The organism is Oscillatoria sp. FACHB-1407, assembly GCF_014697545.1.
Lineage (GTDB): Bacteria > Cyanobacteriota > Cyanobacteriia > Elainellales > Elainellaceae > FACHB-1407.
In genome coordinates, this window is the sequence record NZ_JACJSA010000039.1 from 12,601 (window position 1) to 28,530 (window position 15,930).

General features: G+C 48.1%; 12 protein-coding genes. 11 read left to right on the forward strand and 1 reads right to left on the reverse strand.

Annotation, left to right across the window (positions count from 1 at the left end; genetic code table 11):
- Window positions 1-10: 10 nt before the first annotated feature.
- The 3 genes from H6G89_RS32660 to H6G89_RS32670 all read left to right on the forward strand — a co-directional run bounded on the left by H6G89_RS32660 (window position 11) and on the right by H6G89_RS32670 (window position 6,580).
- A complete protein-coding gene (locus H6G89_RS32660) occupies window positions 11-4,825 on the forward strand; it encodes an ATP-binding protein (protein ID WP_190514188.1) in 4,815 nt (1,604 codons plus the stop codon).
- Between the two features lie 53 nt (window positions 4,826-4,878).
- Window positions 4,879-5,832, forward strand: a complete 954-nt coding sequence (locus H6G89_RS32665) for a DUF5996 family protein (RefSeq protein ID WP_190514189.1) — start codon at window positions 4,879-4,881, stop codon at window positions 5,830-5,832.
- Between the two features lie 508 nt (window positions 5,833-6,340).
- Window positions 6,341-6,580: a hypothetical protein gene (locus H6G89_RS32670; RefSeq protein WP_190514190.1), complete on the forward strand. Its 240-nt coding sequence runs from the start codon at window positions 6,341-6,343 to the stop codon at window positions 6,578-6,580.
- Between the two features lie 308 nt (window positions 6,581-6,888).
- On the opposite strand, the gene H6G89_RS32675 is transcribed toward H6G89_RS32670, so the two are convergent.
- Window positions 6,889-7,782 carry a LysR substrate-binding domain-containing protein gene (locus H6G89_RS32675; RefSeq protein WP_190514191.1) on the reverse strand — a complete coding sequence of 298 codons (894 nt, stop codon included), beginning with the start codon at window positions 7,780-7,782 and terminating at the stop codon, window positions 6,889-6,891.
- 579 nt (window positions 7,783-8,361) lie between these two features.
- Between H6G89_RS32675 and H6G89_RS32680 the strand changes: the two genes are divergently transcribed.
- The 8 genes from H6G89_RS32680 to H6G89_RS32715 all read left to right on the forward strand — a co-directional run bounded on the left by H6G89_RS32680 (window position 8,362) and on the right by H6G89_RS32715 (window position 15,369).
- Window positions 8,362-9,705: an aromatic ring-hydroxylating dioxygenase subunit alpha gene (locus tag H6G89_RS32680; protein WP_199337077.1), complete on the forward strand. Its 1,344-nt coding sequence runs from the start codon at window positions 8,362-8,364 to the stop codon at window positions 9,703-9,705.
- The gene (locus H6G89_RS32685; RefSeq protein ID WP_190514192.1) at window positions 9,702-10,223 is read left to right on the forward strand and encodes an aromatic-ring-hydroxylating dioxygenase subunit beta; all 522 of its coding nucleotides are present in this window, start codon (window positions 9,702-9,704) and stop codon (window positions 10,221-10,223) included. The genes H6G89_RS32680 and H6G89_RS32685 overlap by 4 nt, the downstream gene beginning before the upstream one ends.
- Window positions 10,224-10,377: 154 nt before the next feature.
- Window positions 10,378-11,079: an ABC transporter ATP-binding protein gene (locus H6G89_RS32690; RefSeq protein WP_190514193.1), complete on the forward strand. Its 702-nt coding sequence runs from the start codon at window positions 10,378-10,380 to the stop codon at window positions 11,077-11,079.
- A 50-nt stretch (window positions 11,080-11,129) separates the two neighbouring features.
- Entirely contained in the window at window positions 11,130-12,332 is a 1,203-nt protein-coding gene (locus tag H6G89_RS32695) for an ABC transporter substrate-binding protein (protein WP_190514194.1), read from the forward strand.
- Between the two features lie 9 nt (window positions 12,333-12,341).
- The gene (locus tag H6G89_RS32700; RefSeq protein WP_190514195.1) at window positions 12,342-13,259 is read left to right on the forward strand and encodes a branched-chain amino acid ABC transporter permease; all 918 of its coding nucleotides are present in this window, start codon (window positions 12,342-12,344) and stop codon (window positions 13,257-13,259) included.
- Window positions 13,259-14,242, forward strand: coding sequence for a branched-chain amino acid ABC transporter permease (locus tag H6G89_RS32705; protein WP_199337078.1), 984 nt, complete (start codon window positions 13,259-13,261; stop codon window positions 14,240-14,242). Before H6G89_RS32700 ends, H6G89_RS32705 begins: the two co-directional genes overlap by 1 nt.
- Window positions 14,235-15,020, forward strand: coding sequence for an ABC transporter ATP-binding protein (locus tag H6G89_RS32710; protein WP_190514196.1), 786 nt, complete (start codon window positions 14,235-14,237; stop codon window positions 15,018-15,020). Before H6G89_RS32705 ends, H6G89_RS32710 begins: the two co-directional genes overlap by 8 nt.
- An 82-nt stretch (window positions 15,021-15,102) precedes the next feature.
- Complete coding sequence (locus H6G89_RS32715) at window positions 15,103-15,369, forward strand: Lrp/AsnC family transcriptional regulator (RefSeq protein WP_190514197.1); 267 nt, start codon at window positions 15,103-15,105, stop codon at window positions 15,367-15,369.
- The last annotated feature ends 561 nt before the right edge of the window (window positions 15,370-15,930 follow it).

Genomic DNA, 15,930 nt, shown 5'->3' on the forward strand with positions numbered 1-15,930 from the left:
AGCCGCAGCGATGACAGGTTCAGTGCAGGACAAGGCGGTTAACTCAATTTTTGCGAATCGTGGCGCAATGGGTGAGTTGATGGAATCGCTCGATTGGTCACAAACACCCGTCGGGTCAGTACAGTCCTGGTCACAAAGTCTCAAATCGCTGGTCAAGACATTACTCACCTCGCGCTATCCAATGGTGTTGACTTGGGGAGGTGAGTTCACGCAGTTCTACAACGATGCTTACTCTCAGTTAATTGGGGATAAGCATCCAGCCGCCCTAGGAACAGACATCCGAGAAACCCTGGCAGAAGCCTGGGATACGCTTGGTCCAATGATTCAGCGGGTAATGGCAACAGGGGTCGCAAACTGGACTCCGGCACTGCCGCTGGTTCTAGAACGGGCTGGGTATCGAGAAGAATCCTACTTTAGCGTGTCGCACGCCCCTGCTGAAGATGATGATGGGCAGATTGTGGGTATGTTGGCAGTCTGTAGCGAGGTGACGCAGCAAGTTTTAGGAGAACGGCGACTCCGACTGTTACGAGATCTGGCTGCTCAAACAGGTGAAACGCGCAGTGTGCAAGACACTTGCCAGGATTTAATGATGGCGATCGCCGCTCATCCCTTAGACGTTCCGTTTGCCCTGCTTTATTTACGAGAGCCAGACGGCAGGACGCTTACCCTGCAAGGAACAGTGGGTTTAACCGTAGACGACCAGCTTTGCCCCCATTCGATCGATTTAGCGACTGCTTCAGCGACAACTCGCCCGCTCTGGTCGTTTGCATCAGTGGTGACTGGTGAAACTGTTTTAGCAGAAGCTTTGGATCAGCACATGATAGTGTCTGGAGGCCCCTGGAATGAACCAGTTCATACCGCGCTGATGATGCCGATCGCCTCCTCTGGTAAAGCTGCAACGCTAGGCGTATTGGTGGCTGGCGTGAACCCCAACCGAGCACTGGATGAGGGCTATCGATCGTTCTATGAGTTGTTAGTCGGACAGGTTTCCGTATCGATTCGCAATGCTCAGGCGTATGAGGAAGAACGCCGTCGTGCCGAAATGTTAGCTGAACTCGATCGAGCAAAGACAGCCTTCTTCTCGAATGTCAGCCACGAGTTTCGTACCCCTCTGACGTTGATGCTCAATCCTCTGAAGGAGGTGCTGCAAAGTAACCAGTTGCCACTCGCCGAACGAGAGAAAATCACGATCGCCCAACGCAATGCCCAGCGGCTACTCAAGCTCGTTAATACCCTGCTTGACTTTTCACGAATTGAAGCCGGACGGGCACAAGCCTATTTAGAACCCACGGATCTTGCCGCCTATACCGTTGAATTAACCAGTCTATTTCAGTCTGCCATTGAGCAAGCCGGACTGCGATTGATCGTAGATTGTCCCCCTTTGCCACAACCCGTGTCTGTAGATCGCGATATGTGGGAGAAGATTGTGCTGAATCTACTCTCAAATGCGTTTAAGTTCACCTTTAAGGGAGAGATTCGGGTGAGTCTGAGAGTGGAAGAGCGGGAGAGTGGAGGAGTGGAGGAGTACTCCTCTGCCCCTCTACCCCTCTACCCCTGCGTCATCCTTGAAGTCCAGGACACAGGTACAGGTATTCCGACTGCCGATCTGCCCCGGTTATTTGAGCGATTTCATCGTGTTGCAGGCGCACAGGGACGTACGTTTGAAGGTACAGGAATTGGGCTATCGCTGGTACAAGAACTGGTGCATCTACACAATGGCGCGATCGCCGTTGAGAGTACCCTGGGTCAGGGCAGTACGTTTCGAGTCCAGTTGCCGATGAACCCAACGACGACTGTTGCCGGACACAGCGTTGGTATAGCCTCGGCTTTGGAGAATCACTACCGCGACAATCAGACTCAACCAGCGGATAGTGCAGCCCTGTATGTGCAAGAGGCATCAAGCTGGCTACCAGAGGATGTGAGTAGAGGAGTAGAGGAGAGGAGGAGTGAGCAAGTGCAGTCTCCCTCTCCTCCTCTCCTCCTCTCCCCCTTCGCCTCAGATTCCTCTCCCGCTCGCATCTTCCTCATTGATGACAATGCCGATATGCGGAACTATCTACACCGCATCTTGAGCAAGTTTTATCAAGTCGAGGTGTTTACTGAAGGATCAGCCGCACTTGATGCTGCTCGCGCTGTAACGCCCGATTTGGTTCTTAGCGATGTGATGATGCCGGGGATGGACGGGTTTGAGTTACTCAAGCAGTTGCGACGCGACCCTCAAACCCGCGAGATTCCCATTCTGCTGCTGTCTGCCCGTGCCGGAGAAGAAGCGGCAGTGGAAGGGCTAAATGCTGGAGCCGATGACTACCTGGTTAAGCCCTTTAGTGCCCGCGAACTGTTGGCACGAGTCGCTGTGAATGTGGAGTTGGGGCGATCGCGTCAAGCGGCGGCTCGTCGTCGCCTGGATCAGGTCTTGTCTTCTGTCTCTGATTTCATCTACACCTTTGATTTGGCAGGGCGGTTTACCTATGCCAACCAACCATTGCTGGATCTCTGGCAAAAACCATTGGCAGAAATTGTCGGTAAGAACTTTTTTGACCTCGACTACCCACCCGACTTAGCCGATCGCCTTCAGCAGCAAATTCAACACGTTATCACCACGCGCCAACCGCTCAAAGATGAAACACCTTACACCAGTGCTTCGGGTACAAGCTTCTATGAATACATTTTCGTGCCGCTGATTGATACAGATGGCGCAGTCGAAGCCGTTGCAGGTACGGGGCGGGATATCAGCGATCGCAAACGAGCAGAAGCTGCATTGCGCGAAAGCGAGCAGCAGTTCCGCACCCTGACCACGACAATTCCCCAATTGATTTGGACGGCAACGCCTGACGGCAACGTAGACTATCTGAGTCAGCAGTGGGTAGACTACATCGGGTTGCCGCCAGAACAGCTTTATGACTGGCAGTGGCAGGATGTCGTTCATCCAGAAGATCTGCCAAACACGGTGCGCGATTGGGGACGTAGCCTGGAAACGGGTGAACCTGTGGATATTAAACATCGTTTCCGCTTCCGCACGGGGGAATGGCGTTGGCAGTTGGTGCGCGGCACTCCCATTAAAGATGAGACTGGGCAGGTTACAAAGTGGGTGGGAACCTGCACCGACATCCAGAGTGAGATTGATGCTCAAGCCATAATTCAGGCGACCAATGATCGGCTAAAACTGCTTTCTGAGATGACTAACGAGTTGTTGTTAAATGAAAATCCCCAATCGTTTCTCAGTACCTTATTTCAAAAGTTATCGGCACACCTCAACTTAGAGATTTATGTCAATTATCTGTTACAGGAAGATAGACAACGGCTACGGCTCATCGCACATAGCGGTCTTTCCACCGAAGTTGCATCAGCGGTTGAATTTTTAGACCTGGGGCAAGCAGTGTGCGGCTATGTGGTTCAACAGCGAGAAGCGGCGGTCATTGAACATGCGCTGGAGTCTTCAAGTTTTCTGGCGGCTCCATTACAGACCATTGGCATCAGGGCTTACGCCAGTTACCCATTGATGGTGAACCATCAGGCAATCGGGACGCTTGGTTTTGGCACTCGCATTCGCGATCGCTTCTTACCAGAAGAACTGGAACTGATGCAGACGGTCTGCGATCAGGTGTCAACGGCTTTGCAGCGATCACGACTGATTAAGGCACTTCAGCAAAGAGCCGAAGAACTGGCTCAAGCCAACCGGATTAAAGATGAATTTTTGGCTGTCCTTTCCCATGAACTGCGATCGCCCCTGAATCCCATCCTGGGTTGGACTCAATTACTCCAGAGCGGCAAACTCGATGCTGTCCGTCAAAGCGAAGCCTTGAACACGATCGAACGGAACGCTAAACTCCAGACGCAACTGATCGAAGACTTGCTCGATATCTCCCGCATCATGCAAGGCAAACTCTCGCTCACGGTAGCTCCCGTTAGTTTGACCTTTGTGATTTCTGCCGCCCTAGAAACCGTGCGATTGGCCGCAGAAGCCAAAAATATTGGGATCATTCTGAATCTCGCTCCAGAGGTTGCCTCCGTTTCTGGAGATGCCGCCCGTTTGCAGCAAGTCGTGTGGAATTTGCTCAGCAATGCTGTCAAATTCACACCCCGTGGTGGGCAAGTGACCGTTGAACTCAAGCAAATGGGTCAACTCGCGCAAATTCGAGTCATCGATACGGGCAAAGGCATTAATCCACAGTTTTTGCCGCATATGTTTGAGTATTTTCGGCAAGAAGATGGCTCAACCACCCGCAAGTTTGGTGGATTGGGCTTAGGGTTGGCGATCGCCCGTCAAATTGTCGAAATGCACGGAGGAACTGTGTGGGCAGAGAGCCAGGGTGAAGGGCAAGGTGCAACCTTTATCCTGCAATTGCCATTGTTAGAGAGTAGGGCATCGGGAATAGAGAGTAGGGAAAATCCTCCTGGCTTTCCACTCTCCACTCCCCACTCCCCACTCACTGGATTGCACATTCTGCTGGTCGATGATGAGCTAGATACTCGTGAATTTCAAGCATTTGTGCTGAAACAAGGTGGCGCAAAAGTAACAGCGGTTGCTTCCGCGTTCGAGGCATTACAAACTTTGAATCAGTTCACGCCTGATATCTTAGTGAGTGACATTGGTATGCCAGGAATGGATGGCTATATGCTGATGCAGCAGATTCGCTCGCGTCTGTCCAACCAAGGAAAAACAACTTCAAAGGGAGATTTGTTATTAAAGGCAATTGCCCTGACAGCTTATGCCGCAGAGGTTGATCAGCAACGAGCACTGCAAGCAGGATTTCAAGCTCACCTCACCAAACCTGTAGAACCAGAGACGTTGGTGCAAACGATCGCTCGTCTATGTGGGGGGTGAATCAGGGTAGCTGTAATTGAGTGCCAATAATTTAGATTCTTGGGTGTCGGACTATGGACAATGATTTTAGTAACGCTCCGTCTAATTTATCCTCTGAGGTGTGGCTGCCCTTACCCGTCGCAGAGTGGCAAGATACGAATGAAACGCTTCATCTATGGACTCAAATTATCGGCAAGATTCGATTAGCACTTGCGCCTAAAGTCAATCACTGGTGGCATTCGACGCTCTATGTCACACCACGAGGACTCACCACTTCAGCTATTCCTTATGGAACTCGGATATTTCAAATCACCTTTGATTTTCTCAATCATCAGTTGCTTATTGAAACCAGTGATGGAATCACCAAAGCGATCGCACTGATGCCCCGCTCCGTTGCTGATTTTTATCAAGCAGTAATGAGTACCCTAGAAGATATTGGAATTGAGGTGAAGCTTTGGACGATACCTCAGGAAGTGACGGATCCCATTCCCTTTGAGCAAGATATCCAACACACTGCTTATGATGATGAGTGTGCTCAGAGATTTTGGCGAATTCTCGTGCAGTGCGATCGGTTACTGACGATTTTCCGCGCTCGTTATGCAGGGAAGTGTAGCCCAGTCCATTTCTTCTGGGGTAGCTTTGACCTGGCAGTGACTCGCTTCTCTGGACGACGTGCGCCAGACCATCCCGGTGGTGTTCCAGGGATGGCAGATTGGGTGACGCGAGAGGCTTACTCCCATGAGGTGAGCAGTTGTGGGTTCTGGTTTGGCAAAGGCTCGATCGAAGCGTTGTTCTACGCCTATGCCTATCCAACTCCCGAAGGGTTCAAAGACTACCCAGTGCAACCCCAGGAGGCATTCTTCAGTCCAGAAATGCAAGAGTTCGTTTTGCCCTACGAAGCAGTCAGGCAGGCAAGTAATTCAGATGCAATGGTGCTGTCATTCTTGCAAAGCACTTACGAAGCAGCCGCGAATTTAGGACATTGGGATCGCGCTGCCCTGGAATATAGTCCGGTGCTAAAACTTTAAATTTTCTGTGCTTTGAATTGATAGCCGAGTTTGTGATTCAGTAGTTGGGCAAGTGCCGCAGACTACGAAACATCCATTGCAAATTCCATCAGACCTACTCATACCAATTTAATCTCTTTGGGTAAATTCCCCGCCCCTTGGGGCGGAATACCTGCCGGGGCTTGCCCCGTGGGTTCATTCCTTGATTGACTGAACACTACACCCCTTTAAACAAAATTGATGGGTTGACGAAGTATGTTTCATGTTTATTCTTCAAGTAGGCCATATATTTTGATGGTTTGGTCTGCGTCATAACTTACGACCCACGCCGATTGGAACTGAGACAAATGGCTCGAATGGGTGACGAGTTTTCTGATAACGTGCGCATCTCTTGATTAACCTCAGATCCCAGAGAATAATTGCATTTGCGTCATTGTAATAAGCAAGCACTTTACTATCAGGAGTCATTGCTGTAGGAGGGCATCCTGGGAAAGCGTAAAGAATTTGATCTGTATAAAGACCCTAAACTTTGACTGACTTGTCTCGAATCCCACTGACGATACAACGTCCATTGGAAGTATTGGCGATCGCCCTTGAGCGAAATAATTACGTTAGCGTTTGGGATATTCCAACCCAGCAGATGTTGGGACGTTTTCCACATATCCGAGGTCACTATAGCGAATGTCGCTTTGAAACGCACTTTCTCAGCCAGGATCGAACGAAACTGGCAGGTCTAGGAGAGTTGGGAAAATTTTTGTCTGGGATGTGACAACGGCAGCACTGCTGCATTCGTTTCAGGTCGATAATCTTTAATTCTCTCAGAGTAGCTCATGACTCCTCGAGAACTGATTCAACGTTATACCGGAGGTGAACAGGATTTTACAGGAATTGAACTTCAGAAAAGTAGCAACTGACAAGGTGCCGAATTACACTGTGTTACTTGATATCCTATTTGAGCCTGCACATCTCGCCTCTGTCCCATCAAATGGGGCTACGGCGATAACGGCTTCAAAGGTTTATGAAGCTTGCAACTGATTTGCAAATCGAGCCGGTTTTACGACTCAGTCACATCAATGCCTAATAGGCTTTAAGCATTGAATCTTGAATCACCTTAAGAAACTCATGAAGTACTAGAGAGGTATCATCCTTTCGCCAGATCACTGACATTTCAACATCAAATGTTTTCTCTTGCAGAGGACGATAGATAACACCAGTCCGTTGTAGCTGTTGGGTTGAGATTGGCACTAAAGCAACACCAACCCTGGCTGCAACCAAACTCAACACCGTTTGTAACCACATTGCTTCATGGGCGACATGAGGTTCAAATCCAGCACGTTGACAAAGACCGATAATTTTGTGATAGAAGCCAGGACCTAACTGGCGAGGAGGCAAAATAAACGATTCATGAGCCAAGGCTTTCAAGGAAACGCGATCGCACATTGACAAGGGATGAAACTCATGGAGTGCAACAATTAACGGCTCCTTCGTGACAGAACGATATTCAATATTGGTGCTATCAAGTTGGTGCAGATAGACAAACCCTGCATCAATTTTGTTGGCTTGCAAACTCTGAATCTGTTGAAAAGAATTCAATTCATGAAGAACTAATTCAATGTCGGGAAAACGTTCGCGGAACACCCGGAGAATGTCAATTAATATGCTTTGGGTAGCGGCATTGCTAAAGGCAATACTAAGCCGTCCAATTTCACCTCGACCTGCCCGTTGAGCAGATCTTACAGCTTGATCAACCTGACCTAAGATTGTGGTTACTTCCTTGAGAAAGATTTGACCTGCATTAGTAAGCTGCAACGGTCGTTTATTTCGCTCTAAAAGTTGTACACCCAGTTCATCTTCTAAGTCTCGAATTTGTTGGCTCAGGGGGGGTTGAGCAATGTGAAGCCGTTTTGCTGCCTGACTGAAATTTAATTCCTCAGCTACAGCTAAGAAATAACGGAGATGACGAAGTTCCATCCGAATGCACCTAAAAGTGAGTTGCGTTAGAGGAAACAAAACCTTAATTCAGTAGCGATCGCAACATTTTCCGTTTTTATTAAGAATCCCTGAAAATAGGAGTTACTATACGGAACAAGTATAGTCTATCTATAAATAAAATCTTAGACATATACTCAGTTTTCCGATAAGGTAATGAGTAGATTTAGAGCGGCACTCAAGCATCCTGCTCGTAAATCATATCTAGCTTGATGTGTCGAGATTTTTCTGGGAAAAACTCCTCCTTCAAGTTCGACAAAGTTTGATTGCGCGTTCAAACCACCATCCAGTGATGATGATCTATCGCAATCCTATTCAGACTGTGACGGTTGAATTTTAGAAGGGATTTCTGACGTCAGAAATGTCTATTCATAATTCTTTCTCACGAACGAATTAGGGCAGTTGTAGTAATCGTTTGAACAATGCGTTAGGTTACTCAGTGTACTGGTGATGTTTTTCAAGAAGCATCAAAAAACATTTCGTTTTCAAGTTTGACGGGTAAACGCCTACCTTCCCATGTAGGTAATCCAATTCAATAGGTGCTCCAACCACAGATGCACTTTGTTCAAGTTCATCCAGACCTGGTTCTGGGTGAGTTTGGGATGGAATATTTCAGCCGTTGTATTGATTCATGAGGTTGTTATGGTAGCCAGTACTGCATCATCGGTTGTATTTCCAACTGCTGATTTTACGCGAGTTCCTTACTCGGTTTTTGTGGATCAAGAGGTGTACGAACGGGAACAACAACGATTGTTTCGAGGCTCAACCTGGTGCTATCTGGGGTTAGAAGCGGAGATCCCAAACCCTGGTGACTTTAAAACAACTGTGATGGGAGACACTCCCGTTGTGCTGAATCGCGATCGCCAGGGGGAGTTACGCGCCTTTGTTAATCGTTGTTCTCATCGAGGGGCGATCGTGCGACGAGAAGCCTGTGGAAACGCTAAAGAGCATCGCTGTATCTACCATCAATGGTGTTTTAATCTCAAAGGAGAATTGACTGGCGTTCCCTATCAGAATGGGATGCAGGGGAAGGGTGGTTATCCAGACGATTTTGATAAGTCTCAGCATGGGCTAACCCCCATTCGGGTAGAGAGTTACAAGGGTATTGTTTTTGGTAGTTTTGATTGGGATATCGAACCGCTCGACAGCTATTTAGACACCCATCTGCGCTATCACTTTGACAAAGTGTTTCACAAGCCTGTCAAGGTATTGGGCTATATGCGTCAACTCATTCCTGGCAATTGGAAACTGTATTTTGAAAATGTCAAAGATCCCTACCATGCAGGACTATTACATCTGTTTCACGCCACATTTGGATTGTATCGCTCAACTCAAAAGGGTGGGGTAGTACTCGACAAACATCAGGGACACAGCATCATCTACAACATCGGCGGCAACTACGACAAAAAGGAAGCTGAAGTCCAATACAAAGATCAGCAAAAGTATGAGCAGAGTTACAAACTGGTCGATCCTTCTATTTTGAAGCAACGTCCCGACTTTGATGATGGTGTGGCAAATCGCATCATGTCTGTCTTTCCCAGTGTGGTGGTGCAACAGATTCTCAACACGCTGGCAACCCGCCATATTCGTCCCAAAGGACCAGACGAATTTGAATTGTATTGGACGTACTTTGGTTATGCCGATGATGACGAGGAGTTAACTCAGATTCGACTGAAACAGGCTAATTTTGTCGGTCCATCTGGCTTCATCTCAATGGAAGACGGAGAAGCAGTGCGTCTAGTGCAGGAAGGCATTCGACGTGAACAAGACCAATATTCGGTGATTGAGATGGATGGAAGAGGCGAAATCCGAGATATTGATCATCTCGTTTCAGAAGTGCCGATGCGCGGATTCTGGAAACGCTATGCAGAGTTGATGAACTATGACGTAGAGGTTGCACAATGACGATTACCCCCATGATTGTTTCCACGGATACGCCAACGTACAAGCTTGTGGATGAAGCCATTTATCTGGCGATTCAAAACCTGGAATTTGCTTACGCTCGTAGTCTTGATACTTTTCGACTCGATGAATGGGTCAATTATTTTGCAGATGATTGTGCTTACAAGGTGATTCCCCGTGAAAACGTTGAGCGTGGATTGCCCGTGGGAGTGATTTTCTGTAACACAAAAGGTATGTTGCGCGATCGCGTTCGTAGTATCCAGGAAGCCAATATCTACAACATTCACTACCCTCGTCACTGTATTACCAATATTGAAGTATTGAGCACAATTGACGGTGTGTTTGAGGTATACGCTAACTACGTGGTTTACCAGACCGATCAGGAAGGACAAACTCGTCTCTTTAGCGTGGGTCAATATCACGATCATATTGTGTTTGTGGAAGGAGTTCCCAAGTTTCAATCTAAAGTGGTTATTGTTGATACCTTCAGCATCCCCAATCTACTCGCAATTCCCCTTTAGGCTACCCTTCTATTACTGATCTCAAGGCAAGCTTGAAAAGCCTATTTGTTAGGGGTGGATGTACTGATTTTCGTCCTCTTCAATTACTCTCATCATTCTCTAAATTCAGATTCACCAATGTGTTTTTGCAAGTCTTCATCGAGTTGATCTGATCATGCTCAAGTTAGAACAAGTTGAGACTTACTATTCGACCAGTCAGGTTTTATTTGGAGTCGATTTATCTATTGGCGATCGCGAGGTTGTAACGCTCTTGGGGCGCAACGGCATGGGTAAAACCACAACCGTCAAGTCCATTTTGGGAATTCAACCTCCTAAGCGGGGGCGTGTGCTATTTCAAGATCGGGAGATGCAGCGATTACCCTCCTACAAAGTAGCTCAAGCCGGAATTGGGCTTGTGCCCGAAGGACGGCAAATTTTTCCTAATCTCTCGGTTCAGGAAAATTTGGTCGCAACAGCAAATTCTCGCCGTTTAGGAGCAAATGCCTGGACGCTAGAAAAGGCATATACACTGTTTCCCCGATTAGCCGAGCGGCGACATCACATGGGCAATCAACTCTCAGGGGGAGAACAGCAAATGTTGGCGATCGCTCGTGCCCTGTTAACCAATCCTAAACTGCTGATTCTGGATGAAGCAACGGAGGGATTGGCACCCCTAATTCGGGCTGAGATTTGGCGGTGTCTAGAACGCCTCAAGCAACTTGGGCAAGCCATTTTAGTGATTGATAAAAACCTGGACGCGCTCATGCAAATTGCCGATCGCCATTTTGTGATTGAGAAAGGAAGAATTGTTTGGACTGGGACGTCGGTAGAACTGCAACAGGCGAGCCACATTCGCCAGCGGTATTTGGGTGTGTAGTTTGATTGGGATGTGATTCATCCCGCAATCCATCGTTAGGAGAGGTATCCATGAAGAGAAAGAGAATTCTAAACGCGCTCCTTGGCGTTTTGGTATCAGTTTCGATTATTGCTTGTTCGGCGGGTTCTAACGTTGAAACTCAAACCTCCGAAAACGACGGATTAAAGATTGGATTTATCAGCACAACATCGGGACCTCAAAGCATCATTGGACAACACATGATTGATGGGTTCAACCTGGGAATTAAACACGCAGGGGGTAGCCTGGGTGGGTTAGAAACGGAAGTGATCGTGGGTGACGATCAGGTTAAACCTGACATTGGGTTGCAAGTTGCCGATAAATTGTTGAAGAGCGATCGCGTCGATATGGTTGCTGGAGTCATCTGGTCGAATGTAATGATGGCAATTCACCAACCCATCACGGATTCAGAAACCATTCTTATTGGCACTAACGCCGGCCCTTCCCCTATTGCTGGAGCACAATGTTCCCCTTACTTTTTCTCTACGTCCTATCAGAATGATCAGGTACACGCTGCTATGGGGCAATATGCTCAAGATCAGGGTGTTCAAGAGATGGTGTTGATTGCCCCTAATTATCAGGCTGGAAAGGATGGGTTAGCAGGTTTCAAAGAATACTATCAAGGCAATGTAGCGGACGAGATTTATACCGAGTTAGGACAAGTCGATTTTTCGGCTGTCATGTCTAGAGTCAGTTCCCTCAGCCCAGAAGCCGTTTATGTATTCATGCCCGGTAGTGACGGCATCAATTTCATCAAACAGTGGGAGCAAGCAGGTTTGAGCGATCAAATACCACTCTATTCTGGGTTTACGATCAATGCGGTGACTTTACCGGCGATCGGAGATGCTGCCGAAGGGTTAATGGGTGGGATGTTCTGGGTTCCGGATATGGATAACCCGGTGAACCAAAAGTTTGTTGAAGATTTTCAAGCAACCTATGGCTATGCCCCTTCAGAGTTTGCGGCTTCTAGTTATGATGCGGCTCTGTTGATTGACAGCGCACTAAAGCAAGTGAATGGTGATCTGAGCGACAAAGAAGCGTTGCGAGAAGCCTTGAAGCAAGCCAATTTTGAATCGGTGCGTGGCTCATTTAAGTTCAACACCAATCAATTTCCTATCCAAAACTTCTATGTGCAGGAAGTCGTGCGTGGCGAAGATGGAGCGTTGACACTGCAAACCAAGGATCAAATCTTTACTGACTTTGGTGACAAGTTTGCTAGCCAGTGTTCAATGTAGGCTCACATCATGGATATTGGACTACTGATCACGCAAAGTCTGAATGGAATTCAGTTTGGAGTCTTACTGTTTCTGGTAGCGGCAGGGCTAACGCTGGTGTTGGGCATCATGGATTTGGTTAATCTGGCTCACGGTAGCTTGTATATGATGGGAGCTTACTTTGGCTCTACCTTTTACCAGTGGACTGGCAGCTTTTTCCTGGCTCTCGTGCTGGCATTGCCGACTGCTTTTCTGTTTGGCATTCTGGTAGAGCGGTTGGTCATCCGGCAGCTTTATACCCGCAGTTATCTGGAGCAGGTGTTAGCCACCTTCGGACTGATTCTGTTCTTCAACGAATTTGTGAATATCACTTGGGGAGCGGCTCCCCGACTGATCGACGTGCCACCTCTCTTTCAAGGCACAGTGTCCCTGCTACCGGGAGTGACCTATCCCACCTATCGGTTATTCATTATTGCAGTCGGCTTGTTAGCCGCGATCGCCTTGTATTGGCTAGTCACCCGTACTCGTGCCGGGATGTTGATTCGGGCAGGAGCCAGTAACCGAACCATGGTTGCAGCCCTGGGAATTAATATCGATCGCCTGTTTATGTTTGTGTTTGGGTTTGGGGCAGCACTTGCCGCTCTGGCAGGAGTGGTCATTGCGCCGATTACTTCGGTGCAACCTGGCATGGGGGATAACATGTTGACTCTGGCACTGGTCGTTCTCGTGTTAGGGGGCATCGGCTCCATTCGGGGAGCCTTTATCGCGGCTCTGCTGGTGGGTCTGGTAGACACAATTGGCAAATCCTTTGTCCCCGATTTGCTGAAGCTGTTTCTCTCGGCTTCGGTGGCTACTGACATTGGACCCGCACTCGCTTCAATGTTGATTTACATCTTTATGGCGGCAGTGCTGTTTTTCTCACCGCGTGGTCTGTTTAGGGGAGGGTAATGATGACTGTGCAAGTAATTGACCATAAATCAGCGCATCGCAACTGGTTAAAGCTATTCCGTCATCACTCCACTCTGTTTTTTGGGTTGATGGCGTTGGTTCCCCTCTATGCCACCGTGTTTGATCAACCCTTCGCTATTAGTTTGTTTACTCGTGTTGGCATTTTTGCGATCGCTGCCCTGAGTCTCAACTTTATCCTGGGCTATGGTGGCATGGTTAGTCTGGGTCATGCAGCTTACGTTGGGTTAGGAGCTTATACCGTTGGTATTTTGAGCTATCACGGCATGACCAATGGCATGGTTCAGCTATTGGTATCGACAATTCTCTGTGCGGGGTTTGCCCTCTTGTCAGGAGCCATTGCGCTCAAGACCCACGGTATGTATTTCATTATGATTACCTTCGCTTTTGCACAGATGCTGTTTTACGCGGCGAATGGGTTATCAGCTTACGGAGGCGATGACGGTCTACCGATTGGTAGCCGTAGTGAGTTTTGGGGATTGCTGGATCTGCAAAATGAGGTGCTGTTGTTTTATCTGTCTCTGGCGAGTTTAGTGGCAGTGTTTTGGTTATTTCAGCGCATGACGCGATCGCGCTTTGGTCGAGTCATCCGGGGCTGCCATGACAACGAATCACGGATGCTAGCGATGGGCTTCTCAACGTACTGGTATAAGTTGGTGGCATTTGTGATTGCCGGAGCGATTGCCGGATTTGCCGGAGCGTTACTAGCCAATCAAACGGGGTTTGTTAGCCCTGCCTACATGTCGTGGACGCGATCGGGCGAACTGATGATCATGGTTGTGATTGGAGGGGTGCCTTCTGCATTTGGACCTGTCATTGGATCAGTAATCTTTCAAGTGCTGGAAAAAATTCTTGCATCCTATACGCAACACTGGCAGTTGTTTTTTGGATTAGCCCTAGTGGGTATTGTGTTATTTGGCAGAACCAGGATTCTCAATCGCTCAGGAGATAATAGTCATGACTAACTCTGAAGCCATCTTGACGGTTGAGCGATTGACCAAGCGATTTGGGGCACTGCTTGTTTCAGATCAGATTAATTTGACGGTGCAACAAGGACAGATTCATGCGGTAATTGGTCCAAATGGGGCAGGTAAAACGACCCTGATCCGACAACTATCAGGAGAAATTTTGCCCGATGCTGGACGCATTTTTATCGCCCAACGCGATGTAACCCATACGTCTGTGCAGGCTCGTGCTCATCTGGGCATGGCTCGTTCCTTTCAAATCACCAATGTGTTGCGATCGTTCACTGTGCTTGAGAATGTGGCGTTAGCCGTTCAAGCCCGTGCAGGTCATAGCTTCCGATTTTGGCGCAATGCGGCAAAAGAAGCACAGCTTAACCAACGTGCTCTTGATGTGTTAGAAACGGTGGGTTTAGTGGAGCAAGCTACCCAAAAAGCAGGGAAGTTAAGCCACGGACAACAACGCTTACTGGAAATCGCCATGGCACTCGCGATGCAGCCCAAAGTATTGCTATTGGATGAACCCATGGCTGGTGTAGGTCCGGAGGAGAGCAACAACATTGTTGCATTGCTAAAGCTGCTGCGTGATTCTTATGCCATGATTCTCATCGAACATGATATGGATGCAGTCTTTGCGTTAGCCGATCAAATCACTGTATTGGTTTACGGACGAGTCATTGCAAGTGGCTCACCAGAGATGATTCGTCATCATCCGGACGTACAAGCGGCTTATCTAGGAAATGATATCTCTAATGATCTCCCCAGTGCAGTCAATGCCTGATTTTTGCAATACAAGTTTCTCGACACTCAGTACTCGCCACGGTGAACTGAAATTACTCATTCAATACTTGTAGGTCTTCATCATGATTACTTCAATTGTTCTCATTCGGGCTCAAAAATCACGCATTGCTGAAACGATGCAAGAACTAGCGGCTATGGATGGGGTGAGCGAAGCTTATTCTGTCACCGGGCAATACGACTTAGTTGCGATCGTTCGAGTTCCTGATTTGATGAATCTCAGTGATTTTGTGACTCAAAGAATGCTGAAGTGCGAAGGAATTATTGAAACAAATACCTTACTTGCTTTTCGAGCGTATAGCAAATATGAACTTGAGCATATTTTTACTTAGTACAACTCGTCGTAAATAAGGGTGGGAATTTGGGGTGCAGGGGTTCCACCCCTGGCTGGGGGCGCAGCCCCCACACCCCCTGGTTTTATTTCCAAACCCTATCCATGAATAGCAGTACTTAGTTCTCCAGTACGTTTCGAGAATCCGTTCTCTGTAAACTGATACCGATTTAATGTTTGATTGTGGCAGATCACTGGGTAGGGGTGTTTCGCGAAACGCCCTTACTGAATCATGTGCAGCGAAGCCAATTCAAATTGGTATGACATCTTGCGCCAGTACAGATGCCTCCAAACTCTATTACGGCTCTTTCAGACAGAGCCGCTTTTACTTGATTCATAAACTCCATTCGTCGGTAGTGTTTCAGATCTGTTGCTACTAACCCCCGGCTGTCGCCGTCCCCCTTACCAAGGGGGACTACAGGGGGTCTTACAGAGGTTATCAACAGGTTTGGAACACCACCACGAGAACCTTCCCCCCCGTGAGTCTGAGGGTTGGACAATGACTTGCCTTGAACGAAACAGTCGCTACTGGGTCAGTGCAACCGTGGGACGAAGAGATGAA